This window comes from Nonomuraea aridisoli (assembly GCF_003236395.1).
Classification (GTDB): Bacteria; Actinomycetota; Actinomycetes; order Streptosporangiales; family Streptosporangiaceae; genus Nonomuraea; species Nonomuraea aridisoli.
Window position 1 is genome coordinate 44,171 of record NZ_POUD01000021.1, and the last position, 14,135, is coordinate 58,305.

Consider the following 14,135-nt stretch of genomic DNA (forward strand, 5'->3'; position numbering starts at 1 on the left):
GGCCTTTCAGCGGTTGGCGGCGGTCAGGGAGAGGAAGGCGTCCTCCAGCGCGGGGGTGGTGATCTCCAGGTCGCGGACCGTCAGGCCCGTGCCGTAGAGGGCGGCGACCACGGTGTCGGGGTCGGCGGTGTGCAACGTGGCGACGTCGCCGTCCACCTCCACGGTGGTCACCGCCGGCAGCCGTTCCAGCCCGGCGGCCGGCTGGCCGCCCAGCGTGAACCGGACCGCCCGGCCCCCCGCCCGCTGCTTGATCTCGGCGGGCGTCCCGTCGGCGACGATCCGGCCGCGCGCGACGACGACCACCCGGTCGGCGTTCTCGTCGGCCTCCTCCAGGTGGTGGGTGGCGAACAGGATCGTCCGCCCGTGCGCCGCGTACGCGCGCATCCCCGCCCAGAACGTCCGCCGCGACTCCACGTCCAGCGCGGCCGTCGGCTCGTCCAGCACCAGCACCTTCGGCGCGCCCGCGATCGCCATCGCGAACCGTACGCGCTGCGCCTGCCCGCCCGACAGCCGTCCGGTGCGCCGCTTGGCCAGATCGGTCAGGTCGGCCAGCTCCAGCACCTCGTCCAGCGGCATCGGGTCGGGGTACAGGCCCCGTACGAACCCGACGACCTCCCGGACGGTCAAATTCGGGGCCAGCTCGCCGTTCTGGAGCATCGCGCCGACGAACCCGGCGGCGCCGGCCTCGGCCGGGGTCTTCCCGAACACCTCGACCCGCCCCGCATCGGGCTCGATGAGGCCGAGCATCATGCCGACCGTGGTGCTCTTCCCGGCCCCGTTCGGCCCGAGCACCGCCACGACCTGGCCGGCGGGCACCCGCAGGCTCAACGACTCGACGGCCCGCACGTTCCCGTAGCTCTTGGCCACGCCTTCAACGCTGATCGCTTCCATGCCCTCAACGCTAGAAACGCCCAGCTCACGGTGTTAGTGAACGTTGTCGTGCCTTCGGACTGACAAAAGTCACACGCCCGGGCGGGTCGTCCGGGCATCCAGCGCCGTGCCGGCCGCCGAAGGGTTGGACGAGGAATTGTGTTTGCCATAGCCAATGACATTGATGACCGTACTCAATAATGTGAGTCCCGTGAACGTCCAAACGTGCCATAGCGGCTATGGCGAGATGTCATTGGAAAATATAAGCCCATAACGCGAGATCATCCGGGTCGTCGGGCATGGTCGAGTGGCGCACGGCCGATTGGCGCGTGTCGGGAAATTTCTACAAACAGCCGGAAGTGCGGCCAAGGATCGCTAGGCTGCGACGATGGAACGCGTACCCGAGTCGCCGGAAAATTTCTCCGTAGGGCGTCCTGACTGGGTTTCGACCGCAAGCGAGCCCGCAGATCCGGCGCAGGTGAACAACTACGACGCTTTCGCCGAGGCGTACTCGGCGGAGACCGAGAACAACATCCTGAACGCGTACTGGGCGCGGCCCGCGATCATGGCTCTCGTCGGAGACGTGGCCGGCCGCCGGATCCTGGACGCCGGCTGCGGCTCGGGCCCTCTGTCGGCTGCACTACGCGACCGCGGTGCCAACGTCACCGGCATCGACGCCAGCGCCGGGATGCTGGCGATCGCCAGGCGGCGGCTGGGTGACGACGTGGCTCTGCAGGTGGTCGACGTGCGTGACCCGCTGCCGTTCGCCGATGGTGAGTTCGACGACGTGGTCGCGTCGCTGGTGCTGCACTATCTGGAGGACTGGGGGCCGACGCTGGCCGAGATGCGGCGAGTGCTCAAGCCCGGCGGCCGGCTGATCGTGTCGGTCAACCACCCCTTCGTGGACCACCTGGCCTCGAATCCTCGGCCCAGCTATTTCTCCACCACCAGCAATACCGACGCATGGACGTTCGACGGGCAGTCCTTCCCGCTGACCTTCTGGCGCCGGCCGTTGCATGCGATGACCGATGCCTTCATGGCGGCCGGGTTCCGCCTTGGCGCGATCAGCGAGCCCCAGGTCGACCCGGTCCTCCGTGAGGCGTTCACCGACGACTTCCAGCACTTCGCGGGCAAGCTCGCCTTCCTGGTCTTCGTCGGCGAGGTCCCGCCGTCGGATGCGGCCTCGGACAGCTAGGCCGCGGCCTGTGGGGCCCTGCCTTGGCCAACCTCGCTCGTGGCGTGCCCGCGATCATCCCGCTCTATCTAGCGTGGTGGCTGCTGACCGAGTACATGCCGATGGACTGCAAGAGCACGGAAGACCTGGCCAAGCCTGATCTCGTCAACTGCGACTACACGACGCTCGATCACTCGCCCGTCGTCATGTACCTCCTGGCGGTGACGAGCGTTTTCACGTTGGCATTGGTGGTTGCGGTCGACGTGTTTCTCCCACTCGGGCGCGGACAAAGGCTGGCGGCATGGCTCGGTACGGCTACCCTCATCCCACTCCCGTTCGTAGTCCTTCTAGTGCTGTCCTGACGACCGGTGCCCTCGATTCGGAGGTCACTCCGCCAGCCGCATCCCTCTGTATCTGGGTTGTGATTCTTGCGTTCGCAGGGCTTCACCCGGATAACGACATCCGCCATGACCACTGAGCCTACGGCGATAGCCAACAGAAGACTTTCCAGGATCATGGCGCGGCTCACAGAAAGAAAATCCCCATGGCAGTCCTCCTTGCGAGCGCTCTCGACAGTCTGCGCGTCGAATGTACGGACAGCTTTCTCATCACCGAGGTGGACAATGGTGTGCCCACGGAGGTCGTCACGATCCGTACGGCCGGAAGTGATGACCTGGACGGGAGGTTCAGGCGCCGGCGCCGCCGTCCACCGGCACGCTCGCGCCGGTCACCATCGAGGCGCGGTCGCTGAGCAGCCACGCGGCCACCTCGGCGATCTCGCGAGGCTCGGCCATCCGGCCGAGCGGGCTCGATGCGTTGATCCGCTTGATGATGCCCGGGGTCGCCGACTCCCACGTGTCGATCATCTCCGTGGCGGTGCCGCCGGGGGTGATGCCGTTCACCCGGATGCCGTCACGGGCCCAGCTCACCGCGGCGGTCTCGGTGATGCTGTTGAGCGCGCGCTTCATGGCGCCGTACGCGGGGAGGGCGGGGTTCGCGCGGCGGCTGCCGATGCTCGAGGTGTTGACGATGGCCCCGCCGCCGTTCCGCCGCATGAGGGCGGCCTCGGCGGTCATGGCGGTCCAGTGCGCGCGGAAGTTCACGGCGAACTGCTGGTCGATGTCCTCGTCGCTCGTGGTGTCGAGCGGTCCCGGCTGCTGGATCGTCGCGCCGTTGTTGAAGGCGCCGTCGAGCCGGCCGTGCAGCTGCTCGACGCGGTCGACCGCCGCGCGGATGCTCGCACGGTCGGCGAGGTCCACTGTCACGGCGTCCGCGACGCCGCCGGCGGCGCGGATCTCGGTGACGATCTGCTCGAGGGCGTCGGTGCTGCGGGCGGCGAGCACGACCGCGGCTCCCTCGGAGGCGAAGAGCCGGGCGGCGGCCGCCCCGATGCCGCGGCTGGCGCCGGTGATGAACACGACCTTGCCGGTGAGCAGGCCGACGGGTGCGATGTCGATGGTGTTGTTCGTCATGACGCCAGTGTCAGCCGGGCCACCGGACCGGATGCAGGCACAGGCAGTACCAGGATCCGTCGCCGTGCAGTGGGCAGACTGGAGGTATGGACAGACAGGAACTTGGGGCGTTCCTCCGTAGCCGTCGTGAGCGGCTCCGGCCGGAGGACGTCGGTCTCCCCTCGGGCTCGCGACGCCGCACACCGGGTCTTCGCCGCGAGGAGGTGGCGGTCCTCGCGCACATCTCCACCGAGTACTACGTCCGCCTCGAACAGGGCAGGGCGCCGCGGCCGTCGGGCGAGGTCCTCGCCGGGATCGCGGGCGCGCTGCGGCTCACGGCCGCCGAGTCCGATCATCTCCACGTCCTCGCGGGCACTGCGCCGAGCCGTACCGGACTGCATCGGCGCGACGTCCGCCCGAGCATCCTCGCGCTGCTCGATCGGCTGCCGCAGACGGCCGCTTTCGTGACGTCCGCCGTGTTCGAGGTGCTCGCGTGGAACGACCTCGCGGCCGCGCTCATGGAGGACTTCGGCGAGCTCGCCCCGGAGGACCGCAATCTCGCGCGCCGGGCGTTCCTCCACTCGCCGCGCGCCGATGCGCCGCTGTACGGGGTCTCCGACGCCGCGGAGTTCCGGGAGCACGTCGTCATGGAGCTGCGATCCGCCCTGGCCCGGTACCCGTCCGACCCCGCGGTGACCGGACTCGTCGACGAGCTCCGTGAGGGCAGCCCCGAGTTCGCCCGGCTCTGGGAGCGGCACGACGTCGCGGCTGCGCCGATGCTCACGAAGACCTTCCGTCACCCCGTCGTCGGCGAGGTCACCGTCGACTGCGACGCGCTCGCGCTGACCGACCGCGACCAGCACCTCGTCCTTTACAGCGCGCCGCCGGGATCCACCGGCGCCGAGGCCCTGGCTCTCCTGAACGTCCTCGGAGCCGAGTACGTCAAGGAGAGCGGGTCGCGCTGACGGCGTGGTGACGCGGGTCACCGAGGTGCCGTCGGCCGGCTCCGTTCGAGTGTGAGCAGCGGCTCGGAGAAGACCGGCGCCGGCGCGCCGGGATCTGCGGCGACGGCCTGCTCCAGGCTGCGGAAGCCGGCCTCCAGCTCGTCGGGACTGAGCTGCGAGAAGAACGAAAGGGTGCGCAGGCGCAGCCGTTCGAGCATGTCACCGAGGGTGCCGTAGGACGGCTCGGTGACCATGCCGAAGCTGACGACGCGCCAGCCGTCCGAGGTGAACATCTCGATGACCTCGTGCAGCGGCTGGAACAGCGCCGCGTCCGCCTCGAAGCCGCGGGGGAAGTGGTCCAGCCACCACGGCCTGGGATGGTGGTCGCGGAAGTTCGCGCGCAGGAGCAGCCGCCCGCCGGGCCTGAGCACTCTGGCCAGCTCCTTGGCCGCCCGCGGCTTGTCCTGGACGTGGTGCCAGGACAGGAACATGAGAGCGTAGTCGGCGCTGCCGGAGGGCACGGGCATGTCCTCGGCGGAGCCTGCCAGATAGCGCACGTCGGGATGCCGGGACTGCTCCTCGGCCACCGAGCGCATGCGGACCGACGGCTCGACGCCGGTCACCGGGCCGAACGTCCGGGCCAGCGCCGGGGTGAACCTGCCGGTCCCTGAGCCGACGTCCAGCCCCTCCAGCGGCCGCCGCTCGGGCAGCACCGCTTCGAAGGCGCTGATCCAGGTCCGCAGCTGCTGCTCGGACAGCGCACGGCCGCGCGCGTAGTTCTGGTGCTGCTCCGTGTCGTAGTCGATCCGCCTCATCGCATCTCCCGCGTCTGCCGGGCTACGGAGCCCCGTTGACCCGATATATCGAGTCGATACATCGCAACGATAGATAGCGTCGCGTCGTGCCGCAAGAGGGAATCGCCGCCGGGCGTGCCCGCGGCGCCGGCCGGAAGGCACGGCGCCGGGGGCGGGTGTCAAGCTGCGTAGGGGTCCTGGCCCGACCGGATCCGGCTGGTCATGGACTTGAGGGCCTCCAGCGCCGTCAGGTAGGTCATCGGGCCGAACGAGATCCGGGCCACGCCGAGCGCGGCCAGCCTGCCCAGGTCCATGCCGGGCAGGCACGTGACGTTGACCGGTCCGGGGATGGCCTTGACCAGCTCGGCGACCACCTTCTCCGAGGGCGCCAGAATGGGGAAGACGCAGTCGGCGCCGGCCTCCAGATAGCGCCGGCCGCGTTCGGCGACCTCCTCCACCGAGGGGGAGCCGGTCAGGAACAGGTCGATCCGGGCGTTGATCACCAGGTCGGGGCTCGCCGCCCGGAGCGCCGCGATACGGGCGGCCTGGGCATCCACGTCGAGCAGTCCGCCCGCGCGATGGTCGGTCTCCTCGAAGTTGAAACCGGCCGCGCCCATGGCGGTGAGCCGCTCGACGAGCTCCGCGGGTGTCAGGCCGTAACCGGCCTCGGCGTCAACGGTCACGGGCACGTCGACCGCACGGATGATCCTGGCCGCGATGTCCAGCATCTCGTCGACGGGCGCGCCCTCGTGGTCGTCGTATCCCAGCATGGCTGAGATGGACGCACTGGCGGTCGCCAGGGCGGGATTGCCCGCGTCGGCCACGATGGTCGCGGAGGCCACGTCCCACACGTTCGGCAGGACCAGCGGGTCGCCGGGCTTGTGCAGGTCGCGGAGCAGAGCTGTCCGGGTGTTCGTCATCAGGGCATCCCTCGTCCAGGTTGGTTGCGTCAGAGATACGACGAAACCGGGCCAGGCTGCGTGACGGGACCGCGATGTGAGCACTGGCACAGCGGCCACTTGGCGGGCGGCGACAACACCGCGATTCGCGATGGGCGTCGCCATGGCCGCCGTCGGGTCCGCGCCCGCCTCGGCTGCGGCGACACCGGCGAACGGTCGGATCGCGCCGAAGAGCAAGTCCGTCTCGATCCGGTCGTTCTCGCCCGCACCATCCGGGTCTGCTCGAACAAGTGGTGATCCCCGGGTGATGGCGGCGCTGCCGGCCGCCCGTTGATCACGGACGCCGGCGGGAAAGGGATGTCCGGCACGTGGGCGGGATACTGGTGACGTGTTGAGCAGTCACCGCCTGCGGGTTCTCAGGGAGGTCTTCAGGACGGGGAGCATCGCGGGAGCCGCCCGGACGTTGCGGCTCTCGCCGTCCGCCGTGTCGCACCAGCTGTCCCGGCTGGAGGAGGAGGCCGGGGTGGGGCTGGTCGAGCGGGGCGCGCAGAGCCTGCGGCTCACCGTGGCCGGCCGGCGGCTCGCCACCAGGGCGCAGGAGGTGCTCGACCTCATCGAAGCCGCGGAGAAGGACCTCCTGGCCCAGGCCAGGGCCGACGCCGGCCAGCTCAGGATCGGCTTCTTCGCCTCGTCGGGCTACCGGCTGCTGCCGCTGGCGCTGTCGGGGTTCGCGGCCCGCCACCCCGCCGTCGACCTTGACCTCGTGGAGGGGCAGCCGCACGAGCTGATGCCCGACCTGGAACGGGGCGCGCTCGACGTCCTCGTGGTGTTCGAGCACGGGCTGGATCCGTGGCGGCCGCCGGAGGGCGTGGAGATCACTCCCCTGCTGGAGGAGCCCCAGCTACTGGTGCTGCCCCTTGGGCACCCGGCCGGCCGGGCGGCCAGGGTACGGCTGGCGGACCTGGCCGACGAGTCGTGGATCACCACCCATGGCACCGACACTCCCGTCTCGGTGCTGGAACGGGCCGGCGCGCTGGAGGGGTTCAGCCCGCGGATCCGCTGCCGCAGCGACCACTACGAGGTGACCCTCGGCCTCGTCAGGGCCGGGCTCGGCGTCGCCCTGGTGCCGAGCCTCGGCGTTCACGGGGCCACGGGCGTGCAGGTGTGCCGGGTGGAGGGGCCTCGGCTGCACCGCCGGATCGGCGCCGCCGTACGGCCGACCAACCCGAACCCGGCCCTGCGGTCGTTGCTCGACTACCTTCTGGACGCCGCCGCTCGCCTGCGCAGCACCACCTGCTGAGGCCGTGCCCTCCAGGAAGCCGTTACTGGTCGCGGGGCCCGGCCGGGGCGGCTCCGACGAGCCGGCCGACGTCCAGGCCGGCCTCGCGGACGCGGGCGACCAGCTCGTGGTCGCTTCCCGGCGGCCCGGACGCGAGGACGGCGTAGCCGATGCGCCGTTCGCCGACCATCACCCCCACGTCCGCGCGCACGCCGCCGTCGGTGCCCGTCTTGTTGGCCACCCACACCGTGCCGGGCGGCGCCGTCGCCGCGAACCGGCGATCCTCGGCGTCGTGCGGCAGGAGGGCGGGGACGAGGGCGCGGTCGGTGTTGTACGCCAGCCAGCCGAGCATCAGCCGCGTCCACTCCTCCCGCCCGTCCAATGCGGCGGCGAACCGCGCCAGTTCGCCGGCCGTACCGACGGCGAAGGCAGGCGGGTCGGAGGGCAGGCGCGGCTCGCGGATGCGGTCGAGAACGCGGGTACGGTACAGGCCCAGCGCCCGCGACTGCTCGGCGACCCGGTCCAGGCCGACGTGGCGCAGCAGTGCGTTGGTGGCGATGTTGTCGCTCACCGCGGCGGTCAGCAGGGCCAGGTCGGCGACCGGCCACCGGCGTCCCGAAAGGGCTCGCAGCAGCCCCGATCCGCCCGCGTAGTCCTCGTCGCGCAGCTCGACCGGCTCGGCGGGGTCCAGCGCGCCCGCGGAGATCGCCCGCGCCACCGTGGCCAGCAGCGGCAGCTTGCCGACGCTGGCGAGCGGCAGCTCGGCGTCGTCGTTGATCGCGATCTCACCGGGCACCGAGACCGCGATCATCATGGCGTCAGCACCGTTCCCGGCCGCGCGGCCGTCTCCTCGCCCTGCCGTACCACGATCCGGCCCGCCACCACCACGGTGTGCACGCCCTTCGACGGCAACAGCGGCTCGGCGAAGGTCGCGCCGTCGCACACCGTGGCCGGGTCGAACACCACCAGGTCGGCGTGCGCCCCGTCCACGATCGTCCCGCGCCCGGCCAGCCCGAACCGCTCCGCCGCCAGGCTCGTCATCTTCCGCACCGCCGTCGCCAGGTCGAGCAGCCCGAGGTCCCTGGTGTAGCGGCCGAGCACGCGAGGGAACGTGCCCGCCCAGCGCGGATGGGGACGCCCGCCCGGCATCGGCACGCCGTCCGAGCCGATCATCGCGTACGGCGCGGCCAGCACCCGGCGCACGTCGTCCTCCACCATCGAGTGGCTGATGATCACCACCTCGCCGCGCTCGGCCAGCAGCAGGTCGGCGGCCACGTCGAAGGGATCGCGGCCGTCCCTCGCAGCCAGTTCGGCGACCGTACGGCCCTCGGTGTGCGGGTGGCGGGGGGCGCGGGCGACGGCGATGCGGTCCCAGCCGGTGTTGCCCACGGTGTTCTCCCAGCCGGGCACGCCCTCGGCGATCGCGGCCCGCATCCGGTCGCGCTGCCCGGGGTCGGCCAGCCGCGCGGTGAGCGCGGCGGTGCCGCCGTCGGACGCCCAGGGCGGCAGCATCGCGGACAGGTGCGTGCTGGCCGCGGTGTAGGGGTAGACGTCGCAGGTCACGTCGAGGCCCTCGGCGCGCAGCCCGGCCAGTCTGGACAGGGTCCGCTCGGTGCGGCCCCAGGCGTACTTGCCGGCGGTCTTGTGGTGCGAGACGTGCAGGGCCGCGCCACTGCGGCGGGCGATCTCCACGGCTTCCTCCAGGGCCTCCTCGACCCGCGACATCTCGTCGCGCAGGTGGGTGACGTACGGCTTGCCGTGGCGGGCCGCGACGCGGGCCAGCGCGACCACCTCGTCGGTGTCCGCGTAGGTGCCGGGCGTGTAGATCAGCCCGGTGGACAGGCCCGCGGCCCCCTGGGCGAGCGACCGGTCGAGCAGCGAGCACATCATCGCCAGCTCGGCGGGGGTCGCGGGACGGTCCGCAGGCCCCAGCACCCCGGCGCGCAGGGTGCCGTGCCCCACCAGCGAGGTGATGTGGTTGACGCGCGGCGCGGCGGCGTGCGCCGCGGCGAACCCGGCGAAGTCCTCCCAGAAGCCGACGTCGCCGCCGAAAGTGACGGACGCCTCGGCCCGCAGCTCCGGCATCCGCTCGGGCAGCGCCGGGAAGAGCCCGGAGCCGCAGTTGCCGCAGATCTCGGCCGTCACCCCGCCCAGCACCGGGGCCCGTACGAGCTCCCGGTCGCCGCTGAGCAGCGCGATCCCGTCGGAGTGGGTGTGCACGTCGATGAATCCGGGGGCGACGGCCAGCCCGGACGCGTCCAGGGTCTCGCGGGCGTCCGCGCCCGACCCGGCGGGCAGTACGGCCAGCCGCCCCCCGGCCACGCCCACGTCGGCGGTCCGCGGCGGCGCCCCCGTGCCGTCGACCAGCAGCCCGCCACGGACCAGCAGGTCGAGTCTCACAGCACCCGTCCCAGGAACGCGCGGAAGCGCTCGTTGCGGGGGTCCGCGAGCACCTCACGCGGGTCACCCTGCTCGACGATCACGCCGTCGTCGATGAAGACCAGGTGGTCGCCCACCTCACGGGCGAAGCCCATCTCGTGCGTCACCACCATCATGGTCATCCCGCTGGCCGCCAGGTCGCGCATCACCGCCAGCACCTCCTGCACCAGCTCGGGGTCGAGCGCGCTGGTCGGTTCGTCGAACAACATCACCTTGGGGCGCATGGCCAGGCTGCGGGCGATCGCCACCCGCTGCTGCTGGCCGCCGGAGAGCTGCCCCGGGTAGTGGCCGGCCCGCTCGGCCATGCCCACCCGGTCGAGCAGCTCCTCGGCCTGTCGCCGGGCCTCTTCCCTGGACACCCCGCCGACGATCAGTGGCCCCTCCATGACGTTCTCCAACGCCGTGCGGTGCGGGAAGAGGTGGAACCGCTGGAAGACCATGCCGATGTTCTGGCGCTGCCGGTTCAGCCTCGCCGGGGGAAGGTGGCGCAGCCGGCCGTCGCGCTCCTCGAATCCGATCAGCTCGCCGTCCACCTTGATCCGACCGGCGTCGATCGTCTCGAGCCGGTTGACGCAGCGCAGCAGGGTGGACTTGCCGGACCCCGACGGGCCCACCACGCACACCACGCCGCCTTCGGGCACGTCGAGGCTCACGCCCTTCAGCACTTCGAGCGCGCCGAAGCGCTTGCGCACCGAGCGGATCTCCACCATGGGACGGTCCACTAGACCCCACCTCCGGCGAACGGCCGCAGGTTGCGGCGCACCCTGGCAGGCAGCGTGCCGTGGCCGCGTTCGAACCGCCGCTCGACGAAGTGCTGCCCGACGCTGGCGATCGTGGTGAGCACCACGTACCAGATCGACGCGACCACCAGCAGCGCGATGACCTCGAAGTTGCCCAGGTAGATGCGCTGGGCCACGGTCAGCAGCTCGGCTCCCGCGATGACCGACACCATCGACGTCGTCTTCAGCATGGAGATGAACTGGTTGCCGGTCGGTGGCACGATCACCCGCATCGCCTGGGGCAGCACCACCCTGCGCAGCACCTGGCTGTGAGACATGCCGAGGGCTTCGGCCGCCTCCCGCTGCCCGGGGTCGACCGAACGGATGCCGGCCCTGACGATCTCCGCCATGTACGCGCCCTCGTTGATCGCCAGCCCGAGCAGCGCCGCGGTGAACGGCGTGACCAGCTCGTTCGCCTGCCACTCGACCAGTTTCGGACCGCCGAACGGTATGCCGATCGCGATCGTCGGGAAGACCAGCCCGATGTTGAACCAGAAGATCAGCTGGACCAGCAGCGGCGTGCCACGGAAGAACCACGTGTACAGCGCGGCGGCCCCGCGTAGCACCGGGTCGCCCGACTGCTGCATCACCGCCGTCAGCACGCCGAGGGCCAGACCGATCACCATCGACAGCACGGTGAGCTGGATGGTGACCCACAGCCCGCCGAGGATCCTGCCGTCACCGAGGAAGGCGATGATCACGTCCCAGTGCAGGTTCGGGTTGACGATGATCGTGTAGGCGAGCCAGATCAGGAACAGCCCGGCCACGGCCGCGGCCAGCCACCGTCCGGGGCGCGGCGGCCGTACCGCGTCCACGGGCAGTTCGGTCACTTCCACGGCTTGGTGTTCACCATGACCTCGGGCACGGCGTTGGCGGCCACGCCGTAGGTGTCGAGGATCTTCTTGTAGCCGCCGTCGGCGATCAGCTCCTGCATGGCCTTGGCCACCGCGTCACGCAGGGCGGTGTCGCGCCGGTCGATGGCGATGCCCCACGGCCCGGCGTCGTACTGGCCGGGCAGCACCTCGTACTTGCCGGTCTCCTCGGCGTACATGGCGGCCACCGGGGAGTCGACGATGGTGGCGACCGCGCGGCCGGAGTCGATGCTGAGCAGGCCGGTGGGGGCGTCCTCGCTCTGCATGATCGTCATCTTCTTGTCGCACTTGTCGTTCTGCTTCTCGCCGATGGCCAGGTTGGAGCTGCCCTTGGCGAGCACGACGGTACGGCCGCACAGGTCGGCGAGGTCCTTGACGCCCTCCGGGTTGCCCTTCTTCACCATGACGGCCCCGCCCGCGTTGAAGTAGTCGACGAAGTCGACGGCGGCCCGGCGCTCCTCGGTGTCGCTCATGGAGGAGAGCACGAGGTCCCAGCGGTCACTCTGCAGGCCGGGGATGAGCCCGTCGAAGGCCGCGTTGGAGATGGTCGACTTCAGCCCTAGCTTCGCGGCGATGGCCGCGCCGAGGTCGGGATCCACGCCGGTGAGCTCCTGGGTGCCTTCTTTGTACATCTCCATCGGCGGATAGCCCTCGGCGGTCGCCAACCGGAGCACGCCCCGCTCGCGTACGTCAGCGGGCACGAGATCCTTGGCGGTCTTGCCCTTGGCCGCCGCGGCGCCCTGGGCCGCGTCCGTGCCCGAAGAGGAGCGTCCGCACCCGCCCGCGAGCGCCGTGACGATCAGCACGGCCGCGACGGCCGCGTATAGGCGCTTCGTCATGAAAACTCCCAGTTCGCGGAATGGTTGTGCACATGGTGGCGGTGAGAGTGGACGATCCCAACAGTTGTGAACGCTTGTGACCCTCAGCGTCGAAAAGCTCGATGCTCGGAGGGGCGGGCGGCGCTGTATCCGCCATTCCGGATGCCGAGAGCCACCACCATCAGCCCAGGTCAGCGCCATGCTCGACCGCGTGCACCGCCCATCCCCCCATGGGGGCCTCGCGGGGTCACGCCGCTGGGGCGCCGGTTCCGGTGGGTTCGGGCGTCAGAGGGCGGGCGGGTGTCACGTGGCCGGCCCGCCAGACCCACGTCACCGTACGCGTCAGCGCCGAGCCGCGACTGGAGGCCGATCGGGGCCCGGCTGGGCGTGGCCGAGACCACGGTCAAGACCCATCTGGCGCATGTCTTCGCCAAGCTCGGGATGCGAGATCGCGTACAGGCCGTGGGTGCTGGCCTACGGGAGCGGGTTGGTCCGCCTTCGGTCTGAACGCGCGCAAGCGTTCTGGGGGCGAACGCGTGAAAGAGAAACGGGTCATCAATTGAGCGCGGAAAGGGTGAATATGATTTACGGCTTCGGTCGATTTCATTGCCGAGAAACAGTAAGGCCGGAGGAATTCGCTGCACGGTGATGCTCACCGGCCGCGAAGAGGCGGTCACTTTTGGGGCGGATGGGGCGCGAGGTGATAAATTGCAGTATGGGATACTCTCGGCAGTCCGACCCGCGGGACTACCCCGGAGTGGTCACCACCCTGATCGTGATCCTGGCGGTGCTCCTGCCGGGCGGCTTGGCGTTCAGCCTGTACAGGTACCTGAACGGCCCCGTCCCGGACCCCGCTGTGGCACTGCCGGCCAAGAAGTCCACACCCGAGCCCGCCGAGCCGAGCACCCGCCCCGACGCCTCGATCGACGACGCCGAGTTCGGTGATTGGAACTACCGCCTGGGCGACGTCGCGTTCAAGGCCCAGAAGGTGAGCGGCCGGACGTACGACTCCTGTGCCCCCGTCGATCGGCAGGGGACGCTGGCCGAGAACGGGTGCGAGCGCGCCGTGCAGCTGGCGTACTCCGCCTACAAGGGGCATCTCACGGCCGTCCAGGTCATCATGTCCTTCCCCACGGCGAAGGACGCCAAGGCCACGGCCCAGCAGCTGGCGAGCTCCTCCCGGGCCGTGAAGTGGAGCAGGGACAAGATGCTCGGCAAGTACGTCTACGGCAGGATCCGGTCAGACGCGACCAACAGGTACGTCGTCCTCACGGCCGTCACCGCCGACAGGACGGCTCAAGCGAGGGCCGCGCGGTTCCACCAGCACCTGCACGCCGACCACCTGGGCTACTTCCTCTTCCGCGACCCGGCCTGAGCCGCCGCGTCAGGCCTGGTCGGCCGCCGGGACGTCCTTCCCCACGGTCTCGGTCATCCGGGACAGAGGGAAGAGGCCGAGCAGGCAGATCACGGCGAGCACGACATAGTGGACGGTGAAGCCGTACTGGTCGATGATCCAGCCTGACGCCGCCGCCGCGAGCACCCCGGACACACCCAGGGCGATCCCGATCATGATGCCCATCGCCGTGCCGGCCGCTCTCGGCACCGAGTCGATGAGCAGCGCGTACGTGACGGGGAACGGCGCGTTCCGGAACAGCCCCCACGCCAGCAGGATGATCCACGCGGTCGCCGCGCTGGTGATGAAGATCATGGCCAGCAGGGTCAGGGCCCACCCGATCACCAGGAAGCGGATGGCGAACTTGCGGCCGGCGTGGTCCGACCACGTACCCCAGACCACCTGCCCGAGCCACCCCGTCAG

17 protein-coding genes are annotated in these 14,135 nt (G+C 70.6%); 7 read left to right on the top strand and 10 right to left on the bottom strand.

The features are described 5' to 3' along the window. Nucleotides 1-6 precede the first annotated feature (6 nt). Nucleotides 7-891: an ABC transporter ATP-binding protein gene (locus C1J01_RS08090; protein WP_111177666.1), complete on the bottom strand. Its 885-nt coding sequence runs from the start codon at nt 889-891 to the stop codon at nt 7-9. Nucleotides 892-1,258: 367 nt separating this feature from the next. Here C1J01_RS08090 and C1J01_RS08095 point away from each other — a divergent pair, with 367 nt between their 5' ends. Beyond that, on the top strand, nt 1,259-2,065 hold the full coding sequence (locus C1J01_RS08095; protein WP_111177668.1) for a class I SAM-dependent methyltransferase: 807 nt from the start codon (nt 1,259-1,261) through the stop codon (nt 2,063-2,065). A 44-nt stretch (nt 2,066-2,109) separates the two neighbouring features. Continuing rightward, nucleotides 2,110-2,406 (top strand): hypothetical protein, encoded by a 297-nt coding sequence (locus C1J01_RS08100; protein ID WP_111177670.1) that lies wholly within the window; start codon nt 2,110-2,112, stop codon nt 2,404-2,406. Nucleotides 2,407-2,730: 324 nt separating this feature from the next. Here C1J01_RS08100 and C1J01_RS08105 read toward each other — a convergent pair whose 3' ends face one another. Further along, complete coding sequence (locus C1J01_RS08105) at nt 2,731-3,516, bottom strand: SDR family NAD(P)-dependent oxidoreductase (protein ID WP_111177672.1); 786 nt, start codon at nt 3,514-3,516, stop codon at nt 2,731-2,733. Between the two features lie 86 nt (nt 3,517-3,602). On the opposite strand from C1J01_RS08105, the gene C1J01_RS08110 reads away from it, so the two are divergent. After that, entirely contained in the window at nt 3,603-4,460 is an 858-nt protein-coding gene (locus tag C1J01_RS08110; RefSeq protein ID WP_111177674.1) for a helix-turn-helix transcriptional regulator, read from the top strand. Between the two features lie 17 nt (nt 4,461-4,477). Here C1J01_RS08110 and C1J01_RS08115 read toward each other — a convergent pair whose 3' ends face one another. Continuing rightward, a complete protein-coding gene (locus tag C1J01_RS08115; protein WP_111177676.1) occupies nt 4,478-5,254 on the bottom strand; it encodes a class I SAM-dependent methyltransferase in 777 nt (258 codons plus the stop codon). Between the two features lie 158 nt (nt 5,255-5,412). Next, nucleotides 5,413-6,153, bottom strand: a complete 741-nt coding sequence (locus C1J01_RS08120) for an isocitrate lyase/PEP mutase family protein (RefSeq protein ID WP_111177678.1) — start codon at nt 6,151-6,153, stop codon at nt 5,413-5,415. Between the two features lie 99 nt (nt 6,154-6,252). Here C1J01_RS08120 and C1J01_RS49645 point away from each other — a divergent pair, with 99 nt between their 5' ends. Beyond that, on the top strand, nt 6,253-6,429 hold the full coding sequence (locus C1J01_RS49645) for a hypothetical protein (protein ID WP_181448627.1): 177 nt from the start codon (nt 6,253-6,255) through the stop codon (nt 6,427-6,429). A gap of 91 nt (nt 6,430-6,520) precedes the next feature. Continuing rightward, nucleotides 6,521-7,432, top strand: a complete 912-nt coding sequence (locus tag C1J01_RS08125; protein ID WP_111177680.1) for a LysR family transcriptional regulator — start codon at nt 6,521-6,523, stop codon at nt 7,430-7,432. 22 nt (nt 7,433-7,454) lie between these two features. Here the strand turns inward: C1J01_RS08125 and C1J01_RS08130 are convergent, their stop codons facing one another. From C1J01_RS08130 to C1J01_RS08150, 5 genes are read right to left on the bottom strand one after another with little or no spacing between them, the layout of a single operon-like run. After that, nucleotides 7,455-8,225: a serine hydrolase gene (locus C1J01_RS08130; RefSeq protein WP_111177682.1), complete on the bottom strand. Its 771-nt coding sequence runs from the start codon at nt 8,223-8,225 to the stop codon at nt 7,455-7,457. Continuing rightward, nucleotides 8,222-9,811 carry an N-acyl-D-amino-acid deacylase family protein gene (locus C1J01_RS08135; RefSeq protein ID WP_111177684.1) on the bottom strand — a complete coding sequence of 530 codons (1,590 nt, stop codon included), beginning with the start codon at nt 9,809-9,811 and terminating at the stop codon, nt 8,222-8,224. The genes C1J01_RS08130 and C1J01_RS08135 overlap by 4 nt, the downstream gene beginning before the upstream one ends. Beyond that, nucleotides 9,808-10,560: an amino acid ABC transporter ATP-binding protein gene (locus tag C1J01_RS08140; protein WP_111177697.1), complete on the bottom strand. Its 753-nt coding sequence runs from the start codon at nt 10,558-10,560 to the stop codon at nt 9,808-9,810. The genes C1J01_RS08135 and C1J01_RS08140 overlap by 4 nt, the downstream gene beginning before the upstream one ends. Nucleotides 10,561-10,571: 11 nt before the next feature. Beyond that, on the bottom strand, nt 10,572-11,465 hold the full coding sequence (locus C1J01_RS08145) for an amino acid ABC transporter permease (RefSeq protein ID WP_235854323.1): 894 nt from the start codon (nt 11,463-11,465) through the stop codon (nt 10,572-10,574). Next, on the bottom strand, nt 11,456-12,340 hold the full coding sequence (locus C1J01_RS08150) for an ABC transporter substrate-binding protein (RefSeq protein ID WP_111177687.1): 885 nt from the start codon (nt 12,338-12,340) through the stop codon (nt 11,456-11,458). Before C1J01_RS08150 ends, C1J01_RS08145 begins: the two co-directional genes overlap by 10 nt. 141 nt (nt 12,341-12,481) lie before the next feature. Between C1J01_RS08150 and C1J01_RS51135 the strand changes: the two genes are divergently transcribed. Further along, on the top strand, nt 12,482-12,826 hold the full coding sequence (locus C1J01_RS51135; protein WP_220039793.1) for a response regulator transcription factor: 345 nt from the start codon (nt 12,482-12,484) through the stop codon (nt 12,824-12,826). Between the two features lie 208 nt (nt 12,827-13,034). Further along, entirely contained in the window at nt 13,035-13,694 is a 660-nt protein-coding gene (locus tag C1J01_RS08160; protein WP_146615498.1) for a hypothetical protein, read from the top strand. A gap of 9 nt (nt 13,695-13,703) precedes the next feature. Here the strand turns inward: C1J01_RS08160 and C1J01_RS08165 are convergent. After that, nucleotides 13,704-14,135: MFS transporter (locus C1J01_RS08165; protein WP_220039794.1), on the bottom strand; the 432-nt coding region annotated here is incomplete at its 5' end.